Source organism: Sphingomicrobium arenosum, from assembly GCF_026157085.1.
In the GTDB taxonomy this organism is placed as follows: domain Bacteria; phylum Pseudomonadota; class Alphaproteobacteria; order Sphingomonadales; family Sphingomonadaceae; genus Sphingomicrobium; species Sphingomicrobium arenosum.
In genome coordinates this window covers 1,918,812-1,943,820 of the sequence record NZ_JANPVN010000001.1, presented here as the reverse complement: position 1 = coordinate 1,943,820, position 25,009 = coordinate 1,918,812, and the positions used below count along the sequence as shown (strand labels likewise).

Here is a 25,009-nt window from a genome sequence, read left to right as displayed (position 1 = left end):
CGGCGAATCTAGCTGCTTTCGCGTCTTGTGCCACCCCCATGGTAAACGGCTTCTAAAGATTTTGGCGCGCAGGCTTTTCGCTTGCATGGGGCAAGAGGCTCGGGGATGGTCGAGCTTGACAAGGGCGGGGGATGACAATGCTCGGGTTGTTGCGTGACGTGATGGAGCGGCGCTGGGTCGTCGGCACGATGCTGGTGTGGATGCTTTTCACGAGCATCGTTACCGCGACCAATGCCGTCGCCATCGCCACGCTGAACCTGCGCGACACCGACGACAATCTGCGGCTCCTGCAGGTACGCGACTGGCTGGCCGGGCAGGGTTGGTACGACCTGCGCCAATATCGAATGCTCAGCCCCGAGGGCGCCGACATCCACTGGTCGCGGCTGGTCGACCTGCCGCTCGCCGGTCTCATCATGCTGGCCGAACCCTTCGTCGGCCAGGATCGCGCCGAGATGTTCGCGGCGACGGTGGTGCCACTGGTCGCGCTGCTCGTCACCATGCTCGGGGTCGCGCTCGTCGCGCGGCGGGTCGCGGGACCCAAGGGCTGGCAGCCCGCCGTCGTGGCAATGATCTTCGCCTCGCTGGCGGTGGCGACCTTCATGCCCTTGCGGATCGACCATCATGGCTGGCAGCTCGCCTGCCTCGCCTGGGTGCTGGCGGGCGCGGTCGATCCGCAGGCGCGGCGCGGCGGGATCGTCGCGGGGCTGGGAACGGCGGCGTCGCTGGTGATCGGACTGGAATTGCTGGTCCCGCTGGCGCTGATCGGCGCGGGGCTGGTGCTCGGCTGGGTGTGGCGCGCCGAGGAATCGCGGCGCTTGGCGAGCTATGGCGCGAGCCTTGCGGGGGGCTGCGCGATCGGTTTCGCGCTGTTCGCATCCGAGGCCAATCGCGCACTCCTTTGCGATGCGCTGACGCCGGTGTGGCTGTCGGACATGCTGCTCGCGGGGGCGGCGGCATTCGCATTGGCCTGGGCGAGCCCGGCGGACTGGCGGCGTAGGCTGCTGATGGCGGGGCTCGCAGGCGTGGGCATCGCTGTTTATCACGCGCTCGCCTTTCCGCAGTGCCTGACCCGGCTCGAGGGCGTGTCGGCGGAAGTCAGCGCGCTATGGCTCGACCGGGTGACCGAAGCGCGCGGGGTGCAGACGCACAGCCCGCGCCTCGCCTTCGTGGCGCTGTTGCCGGTGGGGGTCGGGCTGGCGGGTTATGCGGTCGGCTGGTGGCTAGGCCCCAAGGACGGCGATCAGCGGCGGCGGATCCTGATCGTCGCGTTGCCCGCGCTGGTCGCGACGAGCCTGTTGTTCTGGCAGGTGCGAGCCGGGGCGGCGGCGCAGCTGCTTGCCATTCCGGGCGCGGCGCTGTTCGTCACGCTCCTCCTGCCGCGCACGCTGGCGGCGGGGTCGGCGGTGGTGCGCATCCTTGGCACCTATGCGGTGGTGGTGCTCGGCATCGGCGCGCTGGCACCGATCCTTGCGCATGTGCTGCCGATGAGCGCCGAGGAAAAGACCAAGGAGCGCACTCGCACCTCGCTGGAGACGGCGGGCAAGACCAATGGGGAGGGCGTGCTCTTCTGCAAGGAAGCGCGGGTGATGGGGTTGCTCAATCGGATCGAGCCGTCGACTGTCTTCACCCATATCGACCTCGCGCCGCGCCTTCTCGTGCTGACGCATCACGACACGATCACCGGTCCCTATCACCGCAACGACGAGGCAATCGGCCATGTCTTGTCGGTACTGCAATCGCCGTCCGCCGAGGCCGAGGACGCCGCGCGCACGGTGCGTCATTATGGGGCCGACTATCTGATGATCTGCGACGAGCGCGCGCCGGGCGATGCGCCGCCTGCCAGCGACCAGCTCGAGGCGCGCTTGCTGCGCGGCGAGACGCCCGACTGGCTCGAACCGGTCGAGGAGCCGTTCCTCGAAGGGCTGCCGATCAGAGTGTTTGCAGTTCGCTGATCAGAGCGGCGGCGATGCCGTCGATGACGAACTGGCTGGCCAGCGCGGCGAGGATGACGCCGAGGAGGCGCGTGATCATCGCTTCCAACTTTGCGCCCATGAGCTTCATGAGCGGCCCGGCGGCGAGCAGCGCGATCATGGTGATGAGGATGGTCAGCGTCATCGCGCCGGTGATGACCATGCGCTCGGCAAAGGTCGTGGCCTCGGCCATGTAGAGCATGATGGCGGCGATGGTGCCGGGCCCGGCGATCATCGGGATGGCCATGGGGAAGACCGAGACGTCTTCGGCCTCGGGGGTGCCTTCGATCTCGTGCGCGCGGTTCTCGCGGCGCTCGGTGCGTTTTTCGAACACCATGTCGAGCGCGATAATGAACAGCATGATGCCGCCCGCGATGCGGAAGGCGGCGAGGCTGATGCCCAACGCGTCGAGCAAGGGTTCGCCGAGGAAGGCGAAGAAGAGGAGGATGAACCAGGCGACGATCGCGGCGCGGATCGCCATTCGACGACGATCGGCGGCCGAGGCGTCGCGGGTAAGGCCGGCAAAGATCGGCGCATTGCCGGGCGGGTCAACGATGACAAGGAAGGTCACGAAGGCCGAGGAAAAGAGGGCGAGGAGGCTGGCGGTCATTACTGGACCCTGATGTCGAGGGTGAGCGCGCGGGTCGTGCCGTCCCACTGGTGCACATGGAGGCGCGGGATGGGTTGCATGAGTTCGTAACTCCACACCACCGTCATGGTGCCGTCAGCGGAGGCGAATTGACGTTCCTCGACCGGGGCGAGGCTGCGCGGTTCGACCGGCGGCGGCGTGCCTTGGCAGGCGGCGACGACGGGGTCGGGCAGGTTACCCGGCGCCCCGGGCTCGCCATTGGCGGGCACGATCGCCTCGAGCGTCCAGCCCGCGGCGGTGTCGGGACGCGTCCACAGCGTGTAGAGGAGGCCGTAGCCGCCATCGTGCATCCGCCAGCCGCTGGTGTTGAGCGCGAGCGTGGAATCGCAGCTGACATGGCTCTCGAGCGGCCACCAGCGCGGGGCGGGCGGAGGCGGCTCGGGGAGCGCGGCGTCATGAGCGGCGCGCTTGCGAATATTCTGGATGGTCGAGGCGAGCATGACGGTCTCGTCATCGCCGAAGGCATCGAGCGCGGCCCATTGCCCGGCATGCTCGGCCAGCGCGGCCATGGCGACCTCGGCCTGCACGGCGGAGACGGTGCGGTTGCCGCTGCCGTCGGCGATAGGGCGCAGCGTCTCGATTAGCGGCGCATAGGCCGCGCCGTCCCACGCCCAGGCGCGGAACAGGCGGTGTGGGGCCATTTCATCGTCCCACTGGCCGATGCGCCATTCCCACTTAAGGCTGGCGTCGGGGGACATGGCGATGCCGCCGCTGGCGCGCTCGGCCTCGAAGGTGATGGGTGGCTCGTAGGCGGGCAGGTCAGTGCAGGCGATGGCGGGGGACTCAACCGGGCCGGTCACGGGGGCGTCGGCCTCCATTCCCATGTCGAGAATGTAGCGCCAGCCCTCCTCGCCCTTCCGCCAGCCGGTGTGAAAACGCCCGACGCCGTTGCTGCCGGGATCGACATAGGGGCCGCTGTTGATGGCAAAAGCGCCATCGCAGCTGGTGATACCAAGCGTGGGCCACCAGCGGATCGCCTGTTCGGGTTCGCCCTGCGCAGCGAGGACGGTGGCGAGCGCGCGGGCCCCCACCACGGTGCGCCCGACGAGCACGGCATCCTCGGCCGCCCAAGTGGCGAAAGCCTGCCATTGCCCATGGTCGAGCGCGTCCGCGGCGAAAGCGCGTTCGGCCTCCACGGCGGTCGCCGGGCCGGGCTCAGCCGCGAGGAGGAGCGCGGCGAGGATCAAAGCGACGGCGCTTCGAAACCTTCGCGCGCATGGGCGGCGGCGAGCGTGTTGGCAAGCAGCATGGCGATGGTCATCGGCCCGACGCCGCCGGGAACGGGGGTGATGGCGGCGGCGTGCTTCGCGGCCTCGTCATAGGCGACGTCGCCGACCAGCTTGCCCTTGCCGCCCTCCTCGGCGGGGGGCAGGCGGTTGATACCGACGTCGATGACGGTGGCGCCCTCCTTGACCCAGTCGCCCTTGACCATTTCCGGGCGACCGACGGCGGCAACGAGAATGTCGGCGGTCTTCGCCAATTCGGGCAGGTTGCGCGTGCGGCTGTGCGCGATGGTGACGGTGGCGTTTTCGGCGAGGAGCAACTGCGCCATCGGCTTGCCGACGATGTTCGAGCGGCCGATGACGACGGCGTGAAGGCCGCTGAGGTCGCCGCGCTCCGCCTTGAGGAGGCGGATGCAGCCTGCCGGCGTGCAGGGGACAAGCGCGTCCTTGCCGACCGCGAGCTTGCCGGCGTTGACGACATGGAAGCCGTCGACATCCTTTGCCGGATCGATGGTGTCGAGCACCTTGGCTTCATCGAGGTGCGATGGCAGCGGGAGCTGGACGAGGATGCCGTCGACCGCGGGATCGCTGTTCAACTTGCGCACCAGGCCGAGGAGGTCGCCTTCGCTGGTGTCGGTGGGCAGGCGGTGGACCGCGCCGGTCATCCCGGCGGCATTCAGCGCCTTTTCCTTGGCACCGACATAGACGGACGATGCCGGGTCCTCGCCGACGAGGACGACGTGCAGGCCGGGCTTTCGCAGCGCCTTGCGCGAGAATTCGCGCGCGGCCTCGGCGACCTTTTCGCGCAGCGCGGCGGCGGCGGCCTTGCCATCGATCGCGCGTCCGCGCGTGGGGCCTCCGGTCGGGAGTGCTGGGCTCATCGGACCACCGTCGGCCCGAGCTCGAGAAGCAGGCCGGGCAGGAGGTTGTCGCGGATAATCCAGATACCGAACAGCACCACCATGGGCGACAGGTCGATGGGTCCGAAATCGGGCATGATCTTGCGGATCGGCCGATAGATGGGCGCGGTGATGCGCTCGAGCACCTCGACGATGGTCGCGACGGTGCGGCTGTAGGGGTCGAGCACCTTGAAGACGAACAGCCAGCTGATGATGACCTGCGCGATCACCACCCAGAGGAGCGCGGTGAGCAGGAGCGAGACGATACCGACGAGTGCATAGATCATGGTCTACGGCTTAGCCGTCCCCATGTGCACCTGCAACATCGCTCGTCGCCGGAAAGGCGATCAGGGCGCGAAGCGGTTGGGCTGCGCTTCGGCGAGGATGAAGGCGAAATCGTGGTTCGCGTCGGTCCATTCGTGCGTCGGGGTCCAGCCGCCCGCAAGCAGCAGGCAACGCGCGCCGCGCGGGCCGTACTTGTGACTGTTTTCGGTATGGATGGTGGCGCCCTCGGGGAAGGCGAATCGATGCCCGTCGAGCGTGATGACCGTGTCGCGGACGGCGACGAGGTGCATTTCGATGCGGCCCAGCATCTCGTTCCAACGCCCTTCGTGGACGAAGGCGTCCTCGTCCACCTCGGCGCCCAGTTCGCGCTTCATGCGGGTGAGGAGATTCTTGTTGAACGCGGCGGTGACGCCTTCGCGATCGTCATAGGCGGCGCGCAGGCGATCCAAGTCCTTGATGCGGTCCATGCCGATGAGGAGCCTCGACCCGTCGCGCAGAATATCGCGGAAGGTACGCAGGAGGTCGGTCGCGCTGCGCGGGACGAAATTGCCGATGGTGGAGCCCGGGAAGAAGCCGATCCGATCAAGGCCGGCGATCTCCCGCGGAAGGTCGAAGGGCTTGGTGAAGTCGGCCGCGACCGGGTCGATGGCGAGGTCGGGGTGGTCCGCTTGCAGCGCGGCGGCCGAGGCGCGCAGATAGTCGCCCGAGATGTCGATCGGCACATAATGATCGGGTCGGAGCGCGTCGATTATCAGCGGGGTCTTGGTCGCCGACCCGGCACCGAATTCGATCAGCGCGCCGCCGGTGCCGGCCGCGGCAGCGATGGCGGCGGCATTATCGCGCATGATCGCGGTCTCGGTCCGCGTCGGATAATATTCCTCGAGCCGGGTGATGTCGTCGAACAGTTCACTGCCGCGCCGATCATAGAGCCAGCGCGCGGGCACGGCGGGCTGGGCTTGGGCGAGCCCGTTCAGGACGTCCTCGCGAAAGGCGGGATCGGCGGTGGTCGGCGTTTCCGCCTCAAGCGTTTCGGGCAAGACGAACTCCGGTGAACTGCCAGCGCTGCTGGGGATAGAAGAAGTTGCGATAGGAGGCGCGGGCGTGACCGCGCGGGGTGGCGCAGGATGCGCCTTTCAGGACGAACTGGCCGCACATGAACTTGCCGTTATACTCGCCCACCGTGCCTTCCTCGGGGGCAAAGCCGGGGTAGGGGAGATAGGCGCTGCCGGTCCATTCCCACGCATCGCCGAAGGGGCCGGGGGTGCCGTCGGGCATGACGGGAGCGGCGGCATCGAGCTGGTTGCCCGCGTGCGCGTCGGCATTGCCGAAAACGGCTTCCCATTCGGCCTCGGTCGGCAGGCGCGCGCCTGCCCAGCGGGCATAGGCCTCGGCTTCGTAATAGCTGATGTGGGTGACGGGGAGCGCGGGCTCGATTGCGCGGCGGCCCGAGAGGGTGAAGCGGGTCCAGTGCCCATCCTCGCAGGCCCAGTAGAGCGGGCTTTCGACCTTGTTGTCGCACACCCAGGCCCAGCCGTCGGACAGCCAGAGGCCGGGCGTGGAATAGCCGCCGTCTTGCATGAAGGCGGCCCATTCGCCCTGCGTCACGAGCCGATCGGCGATCTCGAAGGGCTGGAGGAGGGTGGGGTGGCGCGGGCGCTCGCAGTCGAAGCTGAAGCCGGTGCCGTCATCGCCGATCTCGACCTCGCCGCCGTCATGGCGCGTCCAGCCGAGCGGCGGGGCGCTGCCCTCGGCCACGGCGGGGCCGTCCATGTAAACGGGATCGAGCGGGTTTTCGTGCAAGGTCGCGAGAATGTCGGTGAGGAACAGCTCCTGATGCTGTTGCTCGTGGTGGATGCCGAGCTCGACCAGGCTGCGCACCTCGGGCGCAAAGCCGGGCAGGGCGGCCAGAAGCGCGGCGTCGACATGGGCGCGATAGGCGCGGATCTCATCGAGGCTGGGGCGGCTGATCATGCCGCGGCAGGCGCGGGCATGGCGCTCGCCCTCGCCCTCGTAATAGCTGTTGAAGAGGAAAGGCCACGCCTCGTCGAACAACGCGTAGCCGGGGACATGATCGCGCAGGATGAAGGTCTCGAAGAACCATGTCGTATGCGCGAGATGCCATTTTGCGGGGCTGGCGTCGGGGTGCGGCTGGAGCGTGGCGTCGGCATCGGACAGGGGTGCCGCGAGGTCGAGCGTCAGGCTACGGGTCGCCGTATAGGATTTGCCGAGATCGGGCCTTGGCTGTTCGTCGCTGCGGGCCATGCTACGCCTACCTTAACCCCCGGCCCGGCAATTGCCACCGTCCTTTTGGGCGAGGGGTCAACTCAGCGGGTGGCGCCCGGTTTCCATAGAATGTCGCCTGTCCCCGCCGCGGCCAAGGCGCGGGCGGCGACGAAGAGGTGATCCGACAGGCGGTTGAGATAAGCGAGGGCATGATCGTTGACCGCGTCATCGGCGGCCAGCGCGACCGCCTTGCGCTCGGCACGGCGGACGACGGCGCGGGCGAGATAGAGGTGCGCGGTGGCGGGGGAGCCGCCTGGCAGCACGAAGCTCTTGAGCGGTTCGAGACCCGCATTCATCGCGTCGATCTCGTCCTCAAGGCGGCTGACCTGCTCGGGCAGGATACGTAAGGCACCCTCGACCCCTTCGGGGGTGGCCAGGTCGGCGCCGAGGTCGAACAGCTCGTTCTGCACGCGGCGCAACGCCGCGACGTCGGCGTCATCGGTCATGGCGGCGATCGCGACGCCCAAGGCGCTGTTGGCCTCGTCGACGTCGCCGATCGCCTGCATGCGCAAGGCGTATTTCGCGACGCGGCTGCCGTCGACGAGGCCTGAGGTGCCGTCATCGCCCGTGCGGGTATAGATTTTCGTGAGCTTCACCATGCGGCGAGGCCTAGCGCAGTCAGTCGCGCGCGACCAGCAGGATGGCGCAGATGATCATGATGGCGATGCCTTGGAAGAGCACGCGCTTCTGCATGTAATTCTGCTGCTGGGCGCCCGAGACGTCCTTGCCATTGGCCATCGCGATGACCCCGCGCACGAGGACATAGGCGGTGGCGCCCATGGCGGCGATGAGGAGGAGGATGAGGAATGTCGTCATGATGGCCTCCATATAGGGTCGGCAAGAGCGTAGCCCAAGGGCAGCCTTTCGTCCATCAGCGCATCGAGGAGCGCGGGGCCGTCGACACCATCGGCGCGCATCTGGCGGAGTGTGGGGGCCTCGTCGCGCTTGGCGAGGCGCTTGCCATCGGCATTTACGACGATCCAATGGTGGAGATAAGCGGGTTCGGGCAGCCCGAGCAGCTGCTGGAGCAGGCGCTGGATGGGGGTCGAGGGGGCGAGGTCGGCGCTGCGCGTCACCAGCGTGACGCCTTGCGCGGCATCATCGAGCACGCAGGCGAGATGATAGGCGGCGGGCGCGTCCTTGCGCGCAAGGATGGCATCGCCGAGATCATCGGGCGTAGCGAAATGGACGGTGCCGTCATGATCGTGCCAGCTCGGCAAATGGCCGATGGCGTTCAAGGCCTTTTCATGGTCGAGCCGCCAGCTGTGCGGCGCGGCGTCGCGGCGCGCGGGATCGTCGGGCAGGTCGCGGCAGGTGCCGGGATAATGCGCGCCCGGATCGCCATGCGGGGCGGCCAATGCGGCCTCGATGTCCTTTCGCGTGCAGAAACAGGGATAGAGAAGGCCGCGGCGGCGAAGCTGCGCGAGCGCCTCGTCATAGGCGGCGACGCGTTCGCTCTCGACCATCACGGGGCCGTCGAAATGGACGCCGAGCCACTCCATGTCTTCATGGAGCGCAGTGACGAACTCGGGGCGACAGCGGGTGGCGTCGAGGTCGTCGATGCGCAGCCGGATCTCGCCGCCCCACGCCACCGCCTTGACCGCGCGCGCGAGGCTGTAGGCGTGGCCCAGGTGCAAAAGGCCCGTCGGCGAGGGGGCGAAACGCGTGATCATCGGGACTCAGACCTGTTGCAAAAGTGACTCTTGTCAGATTCTCGAGATTCTGTTGTCATCAGGCTTGCATCATGGGTTGGCATCCATGGTGGTGACAGACGGAAAGACGGGCCCTTGCGCCGCCGGTCTCCCGCTCGGTGAGTGCGATGCGCCCGGGAGACGGTGTCGAGGCCCGACAGGGAACGACACGGAGGGAACGTCCTGTGCATCACCACCCCGACCTCACCCGGCACCCCGACAGCTGCCCGTGCCTGGTGCTCAACGCCGATTACACGCCGCTGTCCTATTACCCCTTGAGCCTGTGGCCGTGGCAGACGGCGGTGAAGGCGATGTTCCTCGAGCGGGTCGATATCGTCGATCATTACGAACGGACGGTGCATTCGCCGAGCTGCGATATCAAGCTGCCGAGCGTCATTGCGCTCCGCCAATATGTCAAACCGAACGAATATCCGGCCTTCACGCGATTCAACCTTTTCCTGCGCGATCGCTTTTCCTGCGTCTATTGCGGCTCGGGCCGCGAATTGACCTTCGACCATGTCGTGCCGCGCCGCCAGGGAGGGGTGACGAGCTGGGAGAATGTTGCCACTGCCTGCGCGCCGTGCAATTTGAGGAAGGGCGGGCGGACGCCCAAGGAAGCACATATGCCGCTGCTGACGGGCGAGCCCATTCGTCCGACGAGTTGGCAGTTGCAGGAACATGGCAAGGGCTTTCCGCCCAATCACCTGCACGAGAGCTGGCGCGATTATCTGTACTGGGATGTCGAACTCGAGGCTTGATGGCATCGCCTTCGCGGCCATGCCGGGCTGCAAATCGCCATCGTCCGCGCTTCCGGTGCTCAGCTAGCGCAAGCTAGCCTGCGCGCCGGGACGCGTACGCTCACGATTTTCGCTCCGGCCTGACCACGAATTCGACGCCATCAGCCACGGGACGTCAGCCGTTCGAGCCCAACCATTCCTTGAGCTTCGGCGCGACGTCGGGGTCGGCCATGCCGAGGGCGAGGTTGGCGAGGGCGAAGCCGGCCTTGTCGCCACAATCGTGGCGCACCGCGTCGACCGCGACCGCGTGGAAGGGCTGCCTGCCGATGAGCTTGGCCATGGCGTCGGTGAGCTGGATTTCGCCGCCCGCACCGGTTTCATGCGCCGACAGTTCGTCCATCACCTCGGGCTGGAGGATGTAGCGGCCGACGATGCCGAGCGTCGAGGGGGCGTCGGCGGGGGCGGGCTTTTCGACCATGCCCTTGACCTCGGTCGCACCGTCGCGGCTCGCGCCGGGGTCGACGATACCATAGGAGCTCGTCTTCTCGCGCGGCACGTCCTGCGCGCAGACGATGTTGCCGCCGAGCTTTTCATAGGCGTCGACCATTTGCTTGAGCGCGCCGGGCTTGCCGACCATGAGGTCGTCGGGGAGGAGCACGGCAAAGGGTTCGTCGCCGGTGATGTGCCGCGCGCACCAGACGGCATGGCCGAGGCCGAGCGGTTCCTGCTGGCGCACGGTGAGTAGTTCGCCGAAGCCGGCGCGGCTGGGGGCCAGCGGCGCCATCGACTTGCCGCGCTCTTCCATCGTGCGTTCGAGTTCGTAGGCCATGTCGAAATAGTCGACGAGGCTGGCCTTGCCGCGCCCGGTGACGAAGACGAGCCGCTCGATGCCCGCCTCGCGCGCTTCGTCGACGGCATATTGGATGAGCGGGCGATCGACGATCGTCAGCATTTCCTTGGGCATGGTCTTGGTCGCGGGCAGGAGCCGCGTGCCGAGACCGGCGACGGGAAAGACGGCATATTTGACGGGCTTGGGCATGAAGGCTCCTCGTCTGATGCTTATTCGGGTTCGGGGCCGACGTCGGGGCCGGGCAGGTCGGACACGTCGGCACTGTCATCGTCGATATTGGTGGCGGGGTCGGGCTGGGGCGCGGCGCCGCCTTCGGGTGGAGGCAGGTCGAAGGGATCGGGCGCACGCGGGGTCGAGCGGCGCACCAGCTCGTCGATCCGCTCGGGCCTCGCATAGGGCGGCGGGGTGAGGAGATCGTCCGACGAGGGCGTCGCGCTGGCGAGCGCCGGGCGCGGCGGGAGGTCCGACCCGCTGGCCGGCTTCAGCGGCCCGGCATCGCCGCATGCGGTGAGCGCTGCGGCACCGAGAAGAAGGAGGAGAAGGCGCTGGTCCATCCCCGCCGCAATGCCGCATTGAAGCGGCCCTGCCAACACCCTAGGTAACGGCCATGTCATCGACCAACCCCCTGCGCGCGCTCGGCGCCGCCATGCTCACCCTCCTTCTCGGCGCCTGCGACCAGGGCGCGCCCGCCAGCGATACGCCGGTGGTCAGCGAACAGGGCGGGGTCGATCGAAGCCATGCCGGCGCGGCGATGCCGGCGGTGACCGTGCTCGATCCCGAGGGCGCGGAAGTCGCGCTGGCCGACGTGGCCGCGGGCGAGCCGATGCTCGTCAACCTGTGGGCGAGCTGGTGCGGGCCGTGCGTCGAGGAATTGCCGACGCTGGTCACGCTGGCGCAGCGCGGCGAGGTGAAGGTGCTGACGCTCAGCCAGGACATGGGGCCGCAGCCCTCGGTCGCGGCTTTCCTCGAGGATGCCGGGATCGTCGGCGTCGAGACGTGGCAGGACCCCGAGATGGCGATGTCTACAAAGCTGCCGGTGGCGGTGATGCCGACGACGATCCTCTACGACGCCGAAGGGCGCGAGGTGTGGCGCTATCTCGGCGATCTCGACTGGTCGGGGGACGAGGCGGCGGCGTTGCTGGACGAGCTGAATTGATATTGGCCGTGGGCGTTTGCGGGGTCAGGGCGGCCTGACCCCGTCGGTCCTGTCGCGCAAGAATGCGCGCAGGCCGTCCGCGCGGACTGATCTCTTCGCGCTGCTCCGGCGAGGCTCCGCCTCGGCGTCGCTACGCTCGGTCAGTCGCGCAGCAAATCGTTGATGCTCGTCTTGCTGCGCGTCTTTTCATCGACCGTCTTGACGATCACCGCGCAGGCGAGGCCCGGCTGGCCCTCGCGGCCGGGCAGGGTGCCGGGGACGACGACCGAATAAGCGGGGACGCGGCCATAATGGACCTTGCCGGTGTGGCGCTCGACGATCTTGGTCGAGGCCGAGATGAAGACGCCCATCGAGAGGACCGCGCCCTTCTCGACGATGACGCCCTCGGCGACCTCGGAGCGCGCGCCGATGAAGCAATCGTCCTCGATGATGACGGGGTTGGCCTGCAAGGGTTCGAGCACGCCGCCGATGCCCGCGCCGCCCGACAGATGGACGTTGCGGCCGATCTGGGCGCAGCTGCCGACGGTCGCCCAGGTGTCGATCATCGCGCCCTCGCCCACATGCGCGCCGATGTTGACGAAGCTCGGCATCAGCACGGCATTTTTGGCGACATGGGCACCGCGGCGCACGATGGCGCCGGGCACGGCGCGAAAACCCGCCTGTTTGAAGGCATCCTCGCCCCAGCCGAGAAACTTGGAATCGACCTTGTCCCACCAGGGCGCGCCGCCGGGGCCGCCGGGGATGGTGGTCATGGGGTTGAGGCGGAAGGAGAGAAGCACGGCCTTCTTGAGCCACTGGTTGACGCGCCAGCCACCCTTGCCGTCGGGCTCGGCGACGCGGGCCTCGCCCGAATCGAGGCGGAGAATGGCCTCCTTGACGGCCTCGGCAAGCGCTTCGTCGGACGCGCTGACGCTGTCGCGGCGGTCCCAGCCCTGTTCGATGGTGGTCTCGATGCTCATCCCTATTCCCCTTGGTCGAGTGCGTGCAGCCAGTCGCCGACATCGGTGATGGCGATGTCGACATGGGCGGTTTCGGGCGCTTCTTGCGCCTGTTCGGAGCCATTGTCGACCCAGACGGTGGTGAGGCCGAGTTGCTTGGCGGGTTTCAAATTCTTGGCCATGTCCTCGACCATCACCGCGCGGGCGGGATCGATGTCGAACCGGTCGAGTAGCAGCTCGTAGCCGTGGCGGTCGGGCTTGGGCCGATAGTCGGTGGCATGGATGTCGTGGACATGGACGAAATGGCTGCCGAGCCCGAGACGTTCAAGCACGCGGGCGGCGTAAGGCGCATCGCCGTTTGTATAGATGAAGGCGCGTCCGGGAAGGCGGGCGATGCCATGGACGATGCGCGGATCGGGCGTGATGTCTTCCAGCGGGATGTCGTGCACGTCTTCGAGAAAATGATGCGGATCGACCCCATGTTCGGCCATCAGCCCCGCGAGCGTGGTGCCATGGGCATGGAAATAGCCCTTCTGGACCTTGTAGGCGGCGTCATGATCGAGATCGAGCAGGGTAGCGATATAGGCTGTCATGCGCCGGTCGACATGGCGGAAAAGTCCCGATGCAGCCGGATAGAGCGTATTATCGAGATCGAAAATCCAGTCGGTGATATGGGAGAGGCGCGGGTCCATCTTGACGCTTGTCCTAGCTTTTGGTCCGGCTTTCAGCAAAGCGTAAGTTTTCTTTAACTATGAAGGTCCAAATTCTTCATGGTTTAGAACGGGTTAAAACATATGGGCGGACAGAGCGGGACAAAGGGGCACGGGATGAGCGAGCGCGCGATGAACGAGCGAATGACACGGTCGGTGGCGCTGGCAGGGATCAGTGCGATGGCGCTTGGGCTGGCGGCCTGTGGGGGCGGGGGCGGTCCGCGCTCGACCCCGCCGCCGCCGGTGTCCAACCCGGACCCGCAGGCGCCGAGCCCGACGCCCGATCCCGCACCCACGCCCGATCCGACGCCGACGCCCGACCCGACGCCGACCGTCGATTACGATACCGCAGAATATCGTGCGAGCAGCTATCTCGGCGTGAGCGGGGCGATCAGCGCCTATGAAGATGGCGCCAGCGGCGACGGCGTGGGCGTGGCGATCATCGACACGGGCATCAATCCCTCTCTGTCGGCCTTTTCGGGTCGCATCTCCAATGCCAGCGCCGACGTGGCCGGCAATCGCGGGGTGAGCGACAGCGACGGTCATGGCACTGCGGTGGCGTCGGTCGCTGCGGGCGCGCGCGACAACAATGCGACGATGGGCGTGGCCTATGAGGCGACCATCCTCGCCTATCGTGCCGACGAACCCGGCACCTGCGGCACGGCCGATGACTGCTCCATCGGCGACGTCGCGATCGCACAGGGCATCGATGCGGCGGTCGCGGCGGGCGCGCGGGTGATCAACCTGTCGCTCGGCGGGGGCGATCCTGGACGCGTCGTGCTCAACGCGGTGCGCGATGCGGCGGCGGCGGGCGTGGTGATCGTCGTCTCGGCGGGTAACGACGGGGAAGATCCCTCGCTCGGCGACCAGCCCGACGTCTTCGCGAGCGGCCTTGCAGCGGCAGCGCCGGGGATGGTGATCATCGCGGGCGCGGTCGGCCAAGCGAGCCGCGGCGCGGTGGATACCAGCCTCCTCGCCGACTATTCGAACAAGGCGGGCGACGGTGCGGCTTTCTATCTCACCGCGCTCGGCACGCAGGTGCGCGCGCCCGATCATACGGGGCAGGAATTCCTCTGGTCGGGGACTAGCTTTTCGGCCCCGGTCATCACCGGCGCGGTCGCATTGCTCGCACAGGCCTTTCCCAATCTCTCCGGCGCCGAGATCATCGAGATCCTGTTCCTGAGCGCCGACGACCTCGGCGCGGCTGGGATCGACACGATCTTCGGCAACGGGCGACTCAACCTCGCCACCGCTTTCCAGCCCATCGGTACGACGAGCATCGCCGGGACCGACATGGAAGTCTCGCTGTTCGACAATGGCGGCCTGCCCGCGGCGGCGGGCGACGGCGCTGGCAGCACGGGCGACGGCCAGGGCACGCTGGTCACCGACCGCTATGATCGTGCCTTCGGGTTCGATCCCAAGGCGACGCTGGCGCGCGCGCCGGGCGAACGGCCGCTGGGCCGGGCGCTGGCGGGTGGCGCGGTGCGCAGCGAGACGATCGCGGCGGGGCCCGTGGCGCTCGCCATGACGGTGCGTCCGCAGTTCGGCCAGGATGCCAAGGACGATATCAATGCGCTGCCGCTGGGGCTGGTCGGGACCGAGCGCGAGGAGGCACGGCTGCTCGCCGCGCAGCTCGTCGCGCGGATCGACGACAAGACGGCGGTGGCCATGGGCTTTAGCCAGGGCGCCGGCGCGATGCAGCGCCAGCTCAAGGGCGTGAGCGAAGGCCATTGGCTCGCCGCCCGTCGCGACGATCGCGGTTTCGCGGCGGCGAGCGGCGAGAGCCTCGCCATGGTGCGCGACCTCGGCGATATCAGCCTGTCGCTTGGTGCCGAGCGCGGGGCGGTCTGGAGCCGCGATGCGCGGGACGAGCGCCGGAGCGATTATGCCAGCTGGTCGCTCGGCCTGTCGGGCGAGCTCGGTGCCTTTGGCACGGCGGGGCTGACCGTTACGCAGGTCGACGAGAATGAAACGCTGCTCGGCGCACGGCTATCGCCCGTGCTGGGCGGGGGCGAGGGCGCCTCGACGCGCTACCTCACTGCCGAATGGCGCCGCCGCTTCGGCGCGTTCGACGTGGCGGTCGATGCGCGGCGCGGCTGGACCGGCTTTGCCGGCGGCGCGCTCGAGACCAGCGCTTATGGCGCGAGCATCGGCACCGCCAACCTGTGGCGCGGCAGCGACCGGCTCGGGCTTCGGGTGTCGCAGCCGCTGCGGGTGGAAGCGGGCGGGCTCGACCTGTGGCTGCCCACTGCGTGGGATTATGCCAGCGAGACCGCGAGCTTCGGCCAGCAGCGTTATTCGCTCAGCCCCTCGGGCCGCGAATGGGTGAGCGAGCTGAGCTATGGCACGCCCTTCAGGGGCGGCTGGCTGAGCGCCAATGCGTATCGCCGGTCCGAACCGGGCCATGTCGCGGGCGCGCGCGCCGATCTTGGCGGCGCGGTGCGCTACGACGTGCGATTCTGAGGCGGTTGCGGCGGCGAGGGATTTCTCGCCGCCGCGACGCTTTTCAGCCGCGGGTCTTGCCGAGCCCCGGCAGGAGCGGGCCGACCTTGCGCTGGTAATCGGCATAATCCTCGCCGAAATGGTCGACGAGATCGCGCTCCTCGTAGCGGATGCCGATGAGGATATAGACCGTCATCGCCGCCGAAAGGACGAGATGGCCTGCCGACATCTCGACTGCCGACCAGAGCGCCACGAAGAAGCCGAGATAGATCGGGTGACGCACGAGGCGGTACCAGCCGGGCGTGCGCATCTGTTGCGGCGGGACACCGGCCGGATTGCCGTGATGGAAGGCCTGCTGGAGCCCGAACAGCTCGAAATGATTGAGGAGCCAGGTCGCGGTGAAGAGGATGAACCAGCCGATCGCGAACAGTACCCATACGGGCACTTCGAGCGCGCTGCCCGTGAGGTCCCACAGGCTCGCCGGGATGGGATGCCACCACCACATCAGCGCCGCGAGCAAGAGGCTGGCGAGGAGGACATAGGTCGAGCGTTCGACGCTCTTGGGCACGCTGCGGGTGAGCTTTTCCTTGAAGCCCAGGCGCGCGGCGACGCTGTGATGGATCCCGAACAGCGCGACGAGGCCGATATCGACGATCGCTGCCATGGCGGGCACGGCGCTGAAGCGCGCGGCATCGACGGTGGTGGGAATGGCGAACCCCATCACCTCGCGAATATCGCCGACGAAGGCGACGAACCACAGAAAGACAATGAAGAAGACGCCGTATGCGGCGAGCGCGTACAGCAAGGCGAGCATCCGTCCCATGTACATTCCCCCTGTTTGGAACAGGCAGGAATAGCACAAATGGATGTTTAATCCAATTTAGGGAATGTCGGAAGGCGACCGGCCTAGCGAGCGCGATATTCGATGGCGGTGAGCGGGTCGGCGCAGCCGTCTTCGTCGAGCCGATAGACCGCCATATAGGTCTCGCCCGGCGGCAGGTCGGCGAGCCGGTGGAACTGGCCGTCCTGTTCGGTGACGCCCTGTGCGACGCTGTCCTCGGGGCAAAGTGCCGGGGCGTCGGGGGCAAGGATGGGCGCGTCCACCTTGCGCTGCTGGTCGAGATCGACCTTGAGCGTCGGCGGCGCGGCGCCGAGCAGCAAAAGGGCGGCGGGGATCAAGAGGATCTTCATGACGAGGCTCCTTTCGATGACGCTTCTAGCAGGTCGGGATCAAACCGTAAAACTCTCGCCGCAGCCGCAGGCACCCTTGGCGTTGGGATTGTCGAAGACGAAGCCTGCGGCGAAATCGTCTTCCTTCCAGTCCATGATGCTGCCGACGAGATAGAGGACGCTCGCGCCGTCGACATAGAAGACGCCGCCGGGGGTCTCGATCTTTTCATCGAAGGAGGATTCCTCGGTGACGTAGTCGACCGAATAAGCGAGCCCCGAGCAGCCGCGGCGCGGGGTCGAGAGCTTGACGCCGATGGCGTCCTGGGGGGCCTTGCTCATCAGCTCGGCGATGCGCGCTTCGGCAGCGGGCGTCAGCGTGATCGCGGCGGGGCGGGTACGGGTCTCGGTCATTTGAGCTTCTTCTGCCAGAACAGGGCGTGGCCGGCTTCGGGGTCGAGCTGGTAATCTCCGAAACCGCATTTTTCGTAGACGGCCTTGGCGCGATCATTGCCGCTTAAGACCTCGAGCGTGACCTTGACGGCGTCGCGGCGGCGGGCCTCGTCCTCGACGGCGCCCATCAGTGCCATGCCGACACCCTTGCCCCGTGTCTCCGCGAGGACGACGACGTCGTGGATGTTGACGATCGGCGCTGCGGCGAAGGTCGAGAAATGGGTGAAGCAATTGGCGAGGCCGACGGGCTTGCCGTCCAATCGCGCGATCAGCGAGAAGGCGCCAGGCACTTCGGCAAGCTTTGCGGCGAGGGTGGCGCGGGTCGTCTCGGCGAGCGGTTCGCCGCCCCCCATCGGATCGCGCGCATAGGCATCGAGCAGGTCGACGACCACGGCGGCGTCGGCCGGATCGCGATAATCGGCGAGGGTGATCGAAAGGGTGTCGGTCATGGCATTCATCTACAGCATCCCCAGTTCGAGACGGGCCTCGTCGGACATCTTGGACGGATCCCACGGCGGGTCCCAGACGAGTTTGACTTCGGCATCGCGCACGCCGGGTACGGCGAGCGTCCGCATCTCCACTTCGCCCGGCATGGTCTCGGCGACGGGGCAATGCGGCGTGGTGAGGGTCATCAGAACGGTGGCATCCCCGTCTTCGGTGACCGACACGTCGTAGATGAGGCCGAGATTGTAGATGTCGACGGGGATTTCGGGGTCGTAGATCGACTGCAGCGCCTCGACGATGGCGGCCTTTACCTCTTCGGCATTGTCGGGCGCGGCCTTTTCGGCGGCGAGGAAGCCGGCGAGATAGTCGCGCTTGCGCTCGAGCTTCTCGCCCGACGTCTCTTCCTGCATCGGGGTTTCGCCGACGCGGGCGCGGGGCGGCTTGTCGACGGCGTCGACTTCCTGTGTTTCGATCTTGCGGTCGTTGGTCATCCGAAAATCCGTCTTACTTTGTGAAGGCCGTCCAGGAGCGCCTCGACGTCGGTCATGTCGCTGTGCGCGGCAAAGCTGGCGCGCACGGTGGCGGGAACGCCGAGATGGTCCATCAACGGCTGGCAGCAATGATGGCCCGCGCGCACCGCGACCCCGGCATCGTCGAGGATGGTGGCGACATCATGGGCGTGCACGTCGCCCATGTTGAAGCTGACGATGCCATGCGCGTCGGCGGGGCCGTAGAGCGCAATGTCGTTCATGCCGCGAAGCCCCTCGAGCGTGGCGGCGACGAGGGCGTTTTCATGCGCCGAGATGGCCGCACGCCCGACGCCGTCGATCCAGTCGCAGGCGGCATGAAGGCCGATCGCGCCGACGATATGCGGGGTGCCCGCCTCGAAGCGCGTGGGGGCGGGGGCGTAAGTGGTGCCCTGTTCGAACGACACGCGGTCGATCATCGAGCCGCCGCCCTGATAGGGGGGCATGGCGGCGAGAAGGTCGGCGCGGGCCCAGAGCGCGCCGATGCCGGTCGGGCCGACCATCTTGTGCGCGCTACAGACGTAGAAATCGCAGCCCAAAGCGGCGACGTCGACGGGCAGGCGCGGGGCGGCCTGGCAACCGTCGACGAGGAATTTTGCACCGACCTCGCTGGCCATGGCGGCGACGGCGGGGGCGTCGAGCAGCGCGCCGGTGACGTTGGAGAGGTGGCTGAGCGCAACCAGCTTGACCTTGCCGTCCAATTTGGCGCGGACGTCGTCGAGGTCGATGCGGTAATCGTCGGTCAGGCCCACGACGCGGATCTCGGCGCCAACCTCCTCGGCGAGCATCTGCCACGGCACGATGTTGGAATGATGTTCGAGACGCGAGAGGAGGATGACGTCGCCCGTGCCGAGATGCTCGCGGCCCCAACTGGCGGCGACGAGGTTGATCGCCTCGGTCGCGCCGCGGGTGAAGACGACCTCTTCGGGCTGGCCGCCGAGGAAGGCGGCGAGGCGGGCGCGGGCGTCCTCGTAGCGGCGGGTCATGGTCGCCGAGCGGTCATAGACGCCGCGGTGGACGGTGGCGTAATCCTCGCCATAGGCGCGCGCAATCGCATCGATCACCGCCTGCGGTTTCTGCGCGGTGGCGGCGCTGTCCAGATAGTGCCAGTCACCAACGCCCGGGAATTGGGCGCGCAGGTCGGTGGGGAAGGCGGCGTGGGCGTTCATCGCGTCAGCTCGCGCAGGCAGGTGCGGGCGAGGGTGGCGATGTCGCTGTCGTCGCCAAGCTCATCCCAGAGCCCGCCGATGAACCCTTCGAGGAGGAGCGCCTTGGCGTCCTCGGGCGGGAGGCCGCGCGCGGCGGCATAGTATAGCTGCATGGCGTCGAGTTCGCCCACCGTCGCGCCGTGGGCGCAGGCGACATCGTCGGCGTAGATTTCGAGTTCGGGCTTGGCATTGGCGGTGGCCTCGCGCGACAGGAGCATGGCCTTCACGTCCTGTTCGCTCTCCGTCTTCTGCGCCTCGCGGGCGACCGCGACCTGCCCGAGATAGGAGCCGACGGCCTTGCCGCCGAGCACCGTGCGAACGGTCTGCGTGCTGGTCGCGCCGGGCGCGACGTGGCGCACGAACGTCACCACTTCAAGCGTCGCGTCGGCGGTACCGATATTGGCGGCGTGAAAGGTGAAGTCCGCGCCTTCGTGCAGCGTCACGTCGAGTTCGATGCGGCCGTAGCGGGGCGCGCAGTTGAGCGCGTAAAGGTCGAACTTGCCGCCTTCACCGATGGTCACGGCAGCGCGTTTCACGTCGATCGCCTCGCCGCTCGGCATCCAGATTTGCTGCACCTTTTTGTGCGCAGCAATTTCGATCGTCTCGGGCGGCGACAGATCGTCCCAGACCTCGCCCAGCGCCTTGATGTCGGCGTAGCGAAAGGCCTCGTCGGCGCGGGTGGGGAGAGGGGCGGTCATGCTTACGCGACCACCTCGGCATAGCCGTCCCGCTCGAGCTGGAGCGCGAGGTCGGGGCCGCCCGACTTGACGATGCGGCCCGCCGACAGGACGTGCACCTTGTCGGGCTGCACATAGTCGAGGAGGCGCTGGTAATGGGTGATGAGCAGCACGCCCTTGTCGGGGCTGCGCATGATGCGGTTGATGCCTTCGCCGACGGCCTTCAGCGCGTCGATGTCGAGCCCGCTGTCGGTCTCGTCGAGGATGGCGAACTTAGGGCTCATGATGCCCATCTGAACCATCTCGGCGCGCTTCTTCTCGCCGCCGGAAAAGCCGACATTGACGGGCCGCTTGAGCATGTCGGCGGGGAGCCCGAGGGCGGCGGATTCCTCCTTGGCGAGCTTGATGAACTCGGCGCCCGACAGCTCGTCTTCACCGCGTTCACGGCGCTGGGCATTGAGGCTTTCGCGCAGGAACTGCAACATCGACACGCCGGGGATCTCGACCGGATATTGGAAGCCGAGGAAGAGGCCCGCGGCGGCGCGTTCGTGCGGCTCCATGTCGAGGAGGTCCGCGCCAAGGAAGTCGGCGCTGCCGCCGGTCACTTCATAGCCGGGACGACCGCCGAGCGCATAAGCGAGCGTCGACTTGCCCGCGCCATTGGGGCCCATGATGGCATGGACTTCGCCCGCGGGGACGGTGAGGTCGAGGCCCTTCAAGATGGGCTTGTCGCCGGTCGCGACGTGGAGGTTCTTGATGGTCAGCATAAGCAGTGCATGGCGCTAGAGCGCGCCATAAAGTCCTTTCAAATCGCTTTTGGGGCCGGTGCATCCGGCAAGGTCGGCACTGGCGCGGTCGTGCACTTCCTGTAACTCGGCGCGCAGCTGCAATGCTGCTTGCTGATCCTGCGCCGTCGGGGGGTCGGCCATCCCGTCGACCAGCGCCTCACCGCGTTCGGCGAGCGCTTCGAATTCGGGCAAATAGCGCTGCTCGATCGCGTGGCAACTGCCCTCATCGGCGACGGCGCTGCCGCAGCTCGCGAGGGGCAAGAGGGCAAGGAGGGGATAGGCGAAACGCATCAGAAGCGCAGGCCCTTCGCGCCGAACTTTTTCGAGAGGGCGTCCATGTCCTTGCTGCTCGTCGTCGCAATGGCAACGCGGCCCGAGGCCTGATCGGTGTGCACGGATGAATCCTTGCAGCTCTTTTCGACGAAGGCGGTGACGTCCTTGGCGATGTCTTTGGGTACGTAGCGGATCATTGCGCTTCTCCTTCAAAGGACGGTTCGCGGGCAGCGCGGTCGCGGCGGATGCGATCGAGCATGGCGAGAAAATTGGGTTTGGCGGCAACCTCGAGCTGCGCCTTCAAGGCGGGAGCATGATCGGGGCCGAGATCGGCGTCGAGCCGGGCATCGAGCGCCTGCTCGAGCTCCGCGCACCCTGCTTGCGCCTGTTCGAAGATCGCCTCGTCGTCGGTGGTTTCCTTCGACAGGCGCACGGCGAAGGTCGTCATGCAGCGATCATGCGTCTGCGCAAGCTGCATCGTCTCGGGCGTGACCTGCTGCACGGCAGCGGAGAGGAACAGGGCAGCGAGGATCATCAGCCGACACTCCCCTCAAGGCTCAGCGCCAAGAGCTTCTGCGCTTCGACCGCGAACTCCATCGGCAGTTCCTTCAGCACTTCCTTGGCGAAACCGTTGACGATCAGCGCGACGGCGGCTTCCTCGTCGAGGCCGCGGGCCTGGGCGTAGAACATCTGGTCTTCGCTGATCTTCGAGGTGGTGGCCTCATGCTCGATCGTGGCAGTCGGGTTCCTCACCTCGATATAAGGCACGGTATGCGCGCCGCATTGCGCGCCGAGGAGGAGGCTATCGCACTGGGTGAAGTTGCGGACATTCTCGGCCCCCGGCATCACTTTCACGAGGCCGCGATAGGTGTTGTCGCTCTTGCCGGCGCTGATGCCCTTGGAGATGATCGTCGAGCGGCTGTTCTTGCCGATGTGGATCATCTTGGTGCCGGTGTCGGCCTGCTGGTAATTGTTGGTCAATGCGACCGAATAGAATTCGCCGACGCTGTCGTCGCCTTTCAGGATGCAGGACGGATATTTCCAGGTGATCGCGCTGCCGGTCTCGACCTGCGTCCAGCTGACCTTCGAGCGGTCGCCCGCGCAGATGGCGCGCTTGGTGACAAAATTGTAGATGCCGCCCTTGCCCTGCTTGTCGCCCGGATACCAGTTCTGGACGGTGGAATATTTCACCTCGGCGTCTTCGTGCGCGTAGATTTCGACCACGGCGGCATGGAGCTGGTTTTCATCGCGCATCGGCGCGGTGCAGCCTTCGAGATAGGAGACGTAGCTGCCCTTTTCGGCGACGATCAGCGTGCGCTCGAACTGGCCGGTATTCTCGGCATTGATGCGGAAATAGGTCGACAGCTCCATCGGGCAGCGCACGCCCTCGGGGATGTAGACGAAGGTGCCGTCGGAGAAGACCGCGCTGTTGAGGCAGGCGAAATAGTTATCGCGCTGCGGCACGACAGAGCCGAGATACTTCTTCACCAGCTCGGGGTGCTTCTTCACCGCTTCGGAAATCGACAGGAAGATGACGCCGGCCTTTTCCAATTCGTCGCGGAAGGTGGTGGCGACCGAGACGCTGTCGAAGACGGCATCGACCGCGACCTTGCGCGCGCCCTCGACGCCCGCGAGCACTTTCTGCTCCTCGATCGGGATGCCGAGTTTTTCATAGGTGCGGCGGATTTCGGGATCGAGCTCGTCGAGGCTCTTCAGCGTCGGCTTCTTCTTGGGCTCGGCGTAATAATAAGCGCCCTGATAGTCGATCGGCGGGATCGTGAGCTTGGCCCAGTCGACCTCCTCCATCTCGAGCCAGGCGCGAAAGCCCTTCAATCGCCAGTCGAGCATCCATTCGGGCTCGCCCTTCTTGGCCGAGATGAAGCGCACCGTGCTTTCATCGAGGCCCTTGGGCGCGAAATCCTGTTCGATGTCGGTGGAGAAACCCCACTCGTAATCCTTGTCGAGGGCCTCGCGGGCCTCGGGGTTCATCTCCTCGCGGGAGGTCAGTTCGCGTTGTTCGCTCATCAGATGCTCAATTCTTCGAGGGTGACGTCCTGCAGCGCGCCGCGGACCTTCTGGCCGACGAGGCCCATGTGCGGCTTGACCCGGCAATGCGTGTCGAGGGCGCAGTCGGTCGCGCCGTCCGAACATTGGGTCATGGCGATCGGGCCCTCGACCGCCTCGATGATGTCGGCGAGGCTGATCGCCTGTGCCGCCCGCGCGAGGCGATAGCCGCCGCCCGCGCCGCGCTGCCCTTCGAGGAGGCCGGCGCGGCCCAATGCCTGCATCAACTTTTGCGCGGTGGGCAGCGGGACGCCGGTTTCCTCCGAGAGGGCGGACGCACTCAGCCGTTCGCCCGGGCGACGGGCGGCGGCGGTCATCATGACGACCGCATAATCGGCAAGGTGGGTCAGGCGCATGGGACTCGCTGTCTCAATCTTAATCGGACCAAATCGTTCCGATTGGCGAGCTAGGAGCGCGGGGGGCGCTTTTCAAGGGAAATCCGGCTGTTGCGAGTCGTTCGCGATTGGCGAGTCGCAGCGTCGGGGGCGCGTATCGAGCGTCTTGCCGGACGATGCAAGCCGGGTCTAGGGAGGCGGCCATGCTCTACGGTCTCACCCGCCCGTTCATTTTCCGCCTGGATGCCGAAAAGGCGCATAGGCTGACCATCCGTGCGCTCCGGCTCCTGCCGAAGAAGCCGGTGCCCAAACTGGCACCCATTCTCGCGCAGGAGGTGGCGGGGCTGCATTTTCCGGGGCCGATCGGGCTGGCGGCGGGCTTCGACAAGAATGGCGAGGTGCCCGATGCCATGCTCGGTTTCGGCTTCGGCTTCGTCGAAGTGGGGACGGTCACGCCGATGCCGCAGGAGGGCAATGCGAAGCCGCGGCTGTTCCGGCTGGCCGAGGACCGCGCGGTGATCAACCGCATGGGGTTCAACAATGAGGGCCAGGACAAGGTGCGCGGTCGGGTCAGCCATCGCAAGTATCGGCGCGGCATCATGGGCGTGAACATTGGCGCCAACAAGGACAGCGCGGACCGCATCGCCGATTATCGTCGCGGCGTCGTGTCCATGTCGCCCTATGCCGATTATCTGACCGTCAACATCTCCTCGCCCAACACGCCGGGGCTTCGGCAATTGCAGAGCCCCAAGGCGCTGAAGGAACTGCTGACGACCGTGCGCGAGACGCGCGGCGCCGAGGGGCCGCCCATCTTCCTAAAGGTGGCGCCCGACCTCGCCGAGGACGATCCCAAGCGGATCGCGCGGGTGGCGATCCAGACGGGGATCGACGGCATCATCGTGTCGAACACCACGATCGACCGACCCGATAGCCTTCGTTCGGCGCATGCGGGAGAGGCGGGCGGCCTGTCGGGACGACCGCTGAAGGACAAGTCGCTGGAGGCGCTGAGAGCCTTTGCCAAGGAGACCAAGGGCAAGATCCCGCTGATCGCGGCGGGCGGCATCGAGACGGTCGACGACGTGTGGGACCGGCTGCGCGCGGGGGCGAGCCTGGTCCAGATCTATTCGGCGCTGGTCTATGAAGGGCCGGGGCTCGCCATGCGACTGAACGGCCAGCTCGCCAAGCGGCTCGAGGCCGAGGGCGTCGCGAACATTGCCGATATCGTCGGAACCGAGTAGCG

31 protein-coding genes are annotated in these 25,009 nt (G+C 67.0%); 5 read left to right on the top strand and 26 right to left on the bottom strand.

The window, feature by feature from the left end; translation table 11 throughout:
• Positions 1–137: 137 nt before the first annotated feature.
• Positions 138–1,952: an AcrB/AcrD/AcrF family protein gene (locus NUW51_RS09750; protein ID WP_265587323.1), complete on the top strand. Its 1,815-nt coding sequence runs from the start codon at positions 138–140 to the stop codon at positions 1,950–1,952.
• Here NUW51_RS09750 and NUW51_RS09745 read toward each other — a convergent pair.
• The 9 genes from NUW51_RS09745 to gluQRS all read right to left on the bottom strand — a co-directional run bounded on the left by NUW51_RS09745 (position 1,930) and on the right by gluQRS (position 8,982).
• A complete protein-coding gene (locus tag NUW51_RS09745) occupies positions 1,930–2,580 on the bottom strand; it encodes a MarC family protein (protein ID WP_265587322.1) in 651 nt (216 codons plus the stop codon). The two genes, NUW51_RS09750 and NUW51_RS09745, sit on opposite strands and share 23 nt — an antisense overlap.
• Positions 2,580–3,806, bottom strand: coding sequence for a hypothetical protein (locus NUW51_RS09740; protein ID WP_265587321.1), 1,227 nt, complete (start codon positions 3,804–3,806; stop codon positions 2,580–2,582). The genes NUW51_RS09745 and NUW51_RS09740 overlap by 1 nt, the downstream gene beginning before the upstream one ends.
• Entirely contained in the window at positions 3,803–4,723 is a 921-nt protein-coding gene (folD, locus tag NUW51_RS09735) for a bifunctional methylenetetrahydrofolate dehydrogenase/methenyltetrahydrofolate cyclohydrolase FolD (RefSeq protein WP_265587320.1), read from the bottom strand. The genes NUW51_RS09740 and folD overlap by 4 nt, the downstream gene beginning before the upstream one ends.
• A complete protein-coding gene (locus NUW51_RS09730) occupies positions 4,720–5,028 on the bottom strand; it encodes a YggT family protein (RefSeq protein ID WP_265587319.1) in 309 nt (102 codons plus the stop codon). The genes folD and NUW51_RS09730 overlap by 4 nt, the downstream gene beginning before the upstream one ends.
• A gap of 60 nt (positions 5,029–5,088) precedes the next feature.
• Positions 5,089–6,063: an L-histidine N(alpha)-methyltransferase gene (egtD, locus tag NUW51_RS09725; protein ID WP_265587318.1), complete on the bottom strand. Its 975-nt coding sequence runs from the start codon at positions 6,061–6,063 to the stop codon at positions 5,089–5,091.
• Positions 6,047–7,288 carry an ergothioneine biosynthesis protein EgtB gene (gene egtB, locus NUW51_RS09720; RefSeq protein ID WP_265587317.1) on the bottom strand — a complete coding sequence of 414 codons (1,242 nt, stop codon included), beginning with the start codon at positions 7,286–7,288 and terminating at the stop codon, positions 6,047–6,049. The genes egtD and egtB overlap by 17 nt, the downstream gene beginning before the upstream one ends.
• 62 nt (positions 7,289–7,350) lie before the next feature.
• Positions 7,351–7,908 carry a cob(I)yrinic acid a,c-diamide adenosyltransferase gene (locus NUW51_RS09715; protein WP_265587316.1) on the bottom strand — a complete coding sequence of 186 codons (558 nt, stop codon included), beginning with the start codon at positions 7,906–7,908 and terminating at the stop codon, positions 7,351–7,353.
• A gap of 19 nt (positions 7,909–7,927) precedes the next feature.
• Positions 7,928–8,125 carry an HIG1 domain-containing protein gene (locus NUW51_RS09710; RefSeq protein ID WP_265587315.1) on the bottom strand — a complete coding sequence of 66 codons (198 nt, stop codon included), beginning with the start codon at positions 8,123–8,125 and terminating at the stop codon, positions 7,928–7,930.
• Complete coding sequence (gene gluQRS / locus NUW51_RS09705) at positions 8,122–8,982, bottom strand: tRNA glutamyl-Q(34) synthetase GluQRS (RefSeq protein WP_265587314.1); 861 nt, start codon at positions 8,980–8,982, stop codon at positions 8,122–8,124. The genes NUW51_RS09710 and gluQRS overlap by 4 nt, the downstream gene beginning before the upstream one ends.
• Positions 8,983–9,185: 203 nt before the next feature.
• Here gluQRS and NUW51_RS09700 point away from each other — a divergent pair, with 203 nt between their 5' ends.
• Positions 9,186–9,758: an HNH endonuclease gene (locus tag NUW51_RS09700; protein WP_265587313.1), complete on the top strand. Its 573-nt coding sequence runs from the start codon at positions 9,186–9,188 to the stop codon at positions 9,756–9,758.
• Positions 9,759–9,912: 154 nt separating this feature from the next.
• Here the strand turns inward: NUW51_RS09700 and NUW51_RS09695 are convergent, their stop codons facing one another.
• On the bottom strand, positions 9,913–10,776 hold the full coding sequence (locus NUW51_RS09695) for a UTP--glucose-1-phosphate uridylyltransferase (protein WP_265587312.1): 864 nt from the start codon (positions 10,774–10,776) through the stop codon (positions 9,913–9,915).
• Positions 10,777–10,796: 20 nt separating this feature from the next.
• Positions 10,797–11,141 carry a hypothetical protein gene (locus NUW51_RS09690; RefSeq protein WP_265587311.1) on the bottom strand — a complete coding sequence of 115 codons (345 nt, stop codon included), beginning with the start codon at positions 11,139–11,141 and terminating at the stop codon, positions 10,797–10,799.
• Positions 11,142–11,194: 53 nt separating this feature from the next.
• Here NUW51_RS09690 and NUW51_RS09685 point away from each other — a divergent pair, with 53 nt between their 5' ends.
• The gene (locus NUW51_RS09685) at positions 11,195–11,743 is read left to right on the top strand and encodes a TlpA family protein disulfide reductase (RefSeq protein WP_265587310.1); all 549 of its coding nucleotides are present in this window, start codon (positions 11,195–11,197) and stop codon (positions 11,741–11,743) included.
• Between the two features lie 140 nt (positions 11,744–11,883).
• On the opposite strand, the gene dapD is transcribed toward NUW51_RS09685, so the two are convergent.
• Positions 11,884–12,702, bottom strand: coding sequence for a 2,3,4,5-tetrahydropyridine-2,6-dicarboxylate N-succinyltransferase (gene dapD, locus NUW51_RS09680; RefSeq protein WP_265587309.1), 819 nt, complete (start codon positions 12,700–12,702; stop codon positions 11,884–11,886).
• Positions 12,703–12,704: 2 nt separating this feature from the next.
• Positions 12,705–13,373 (bottom strand): pyrimidine 5'-nucleotidase, encoded by a 669-nt coding sequence (locus NUW51_RS09675; RefSeq protein ID WP_265587308.1) that lies wholly within the window; start codon positions 13,371–13,373, stop codon positions 12,705–12,707.
• A 135-nt stretch (positions 13,374–13,508) separates the two neighbouring features.
• On the opposite strand from NUW51_RS09675, the gene NUW51_RS09670 reads away from it, so the two are divergent.
• Positions 13,509–15,854 (top strand): S8 family peptidase, encoded by a 2,346-nt coding sequence (locus tag NUW51_RS09670; protein WP_265587307.1) that lies wholly within the window; start codon positions 13,509–13,511, stop codon positions 15,852–15,854.
• 43 nt (positions 15,855–15,897) lie between these two features.
• Here NUW51_RS09670 and NUW51_RS09665 read toward each other — a convergent pair whose 3' ends face one another.
• From NUW51_RS09665 to NUW51_RS09605, 13 genes are all read right to left on the bottom strand, one after another.
• Entirely contained in the window at positions 15,898–16,656 is a 759-nt protein-coding gene (locus NUW51_RS09665; RefSeq protein WP_265587306.1) for a methyltransferase family protein, read from the bottom strand.
• Between the two features lie 83 nt (positions 16,657–16,739).
• Complete coding sequence (locus NUW51_RS09660; protein ID WP_265587305.1) at positions 16,740–17,024, bottom strand: hypothetical protein; 285 nt, start codon at positions 17,022–17,024, stop codon at positions 16,740–16,742.
• Between the two features lie 39 nt (positions 17,025–17,063).
• Positions 17,064–17,414, bottom strand: a complete 351-nt coding sequence (locus tag NUW51_RS09655) for a HesB/IscA family protein (RefSeq protein WP_265587304.1) — start codon at positions 17,412–17,414, stop codon at positions 17,064–17,066.
• Positions 17,411–17,902, bottom strand: coding sequence for a GNAT family N-acetyltransferase (locus tag NUW51_RS09650; RefSeq protein ID WP_265587303.1), 492 nt, complete (start codon positions 17,900–17,902; stop codon positions 17,411–17,413). Before NUW51_RS09650 ends, NUW51_RS09655 begins: the two co-directional genes overlap by 4 nt.
• Positions 17,903–17,911: 9 nt before the next feature.
• Positions 17,912–18,388 carry an SUF system Fe-S cluster assembly protein gene (locus NUW51_RS09645; RefSeq protein ID WP_265587302.1) on the bottom strand — a complete coding sequence of 159 codons (477 nt, stop codon included), beginning with the start codon at positions 18,386–18,388 and terminating at the stop codon, positions 17,912–17,914.
• Positions 18,385–19,593, bottom strand: a complete 1,209-nt coding sequence (locus NUW51_RS09640) for an aminotransferase class V-fold PLP-dependent enzyme (RefSeq protein WP_265587301.1) — start codon at positions 19,591–19,593, stop codon at positions 18,385–18,387. Before NUW51_RS09640 ends, NUW51_RS09645 begins: the two co-directional genes overlap by 4 nt.
• Positions 19,590–20,330 carry a SufD family Fe-S cluster assembly protein gene (locus NUW51_RS09635; RefSeq protein WP_265587300.1) on the bottom strand — a complete coding sequence of 247 codons (741 nt, stop codon included), beginning with the start codon at positions 20,328–20,330 and terminating at the stop codon, positions 19,590–19,592. The genes NUW51_RS09640 and NUW51_RS09635 overlap by 4 nt, the downstream gene beginning before the upstream one ends.
• A gap of 2 nt (positions 20,331–20,332) precedes the next feature.
• The gene (gene sufC / locus NUW51_RS09630) at positions 20,333–21,076 is read right to left on the bottom strand and encodes a Fe-S cluster assembly ATPase SufC (RefSeq protein WP_265587299.1); all 744 of its coding nucleotides are present in this window, start codon (positions 21,074–21,076) and stop codon (positions 20,333–20,335) included.
• A gap of 15 nt (positions 21,077–21,091) precedes the next feature.
• Positions 21,092–21,388, bottom strand: coding sequence for a hypothetical protein (locus NUW51_RS09625; protein ID WP_265587298.1), 297 nt, complete (start codon positions 21,386–21,388; stop codon positions 21,092–21,094).
• The gene (locus NUW51_RS09620) at positions 21,388–21,567 is read right to left on the bottom strand and encodes a hypothetical protein (RefSeq protein ID WP_265587297.1); all 180 of its coding nucleotides are present in this window, start codon (positions 21,565–21,567) and stop codon (positions 21,388–21,390) included. The genes NUW51_RS09625 and NUW51_RS09620 overlap by 1 nt, the downstream gene beginning before the upstream one ends.
• Positions 21,564–21,905 (bottom strand): hypothetical protein, encoded by a 342-nt coding sequence (locus tag NUW51_RS09615; RefSeq protein WP_265587296.1) that lies wholly within the window; start codon positions 21,903–21,905, stop codon positions 21,564–21,566. Before NUW51_RS09615 ends, NUW51_RS09620 begins: the two co-directional genes overlap by 4 nt.
• A complete protein-coding gene (sufB, locus tag NUW51_RS09610) occupies positions 21,905–23,395 on the bottom strand; it encodes a Fe-S cluster assembly protein SufB (RefSeq protein ID WP_407696340.1) in 1,491 nt (496 codons plus the stop codon). Before sufB ends, NUW51_RS09615 begins: the two co-directional genes overlap by 1 nt.
• The gene (locus NUW51_RS09605) at positions 23,395–23,790 is read right to left on the bottom strand and encodes an SUF system Fe-S cluster assembly regulator (protein ID WP_265587295.1); all 396 of its coding nucleotides are present in this window, start codon (positions 23,788–23,790) and stop codon (positions 23,395–23,397) included. The genes sufB and NUW51_RS09605 overlap by 1 nt, the downstream gene beginning before the upstream one ends.
• A 182-nt stretch (positions 23,791–23,972) precedes the next feature.
• On the opposite strand from NUW51_RS09605, the gene NUW51_RS09600 reads away from it, so the two are divergent.
• On the top strand, positions 23,973–25,007 hold the full coding sequence (locus NUW51_RS09600; RefSeq protein ID WP_265587294.1) for a quinone-dependent dihydroorotate dehydrogenase: 1,035 nt from the start codon (positions 23,973–23,975) through the stop codon (positions 25,005–25,007).
• The last annotated feature ends 2 nt before the right edge of the window (positions 25,008–25,009 follow it).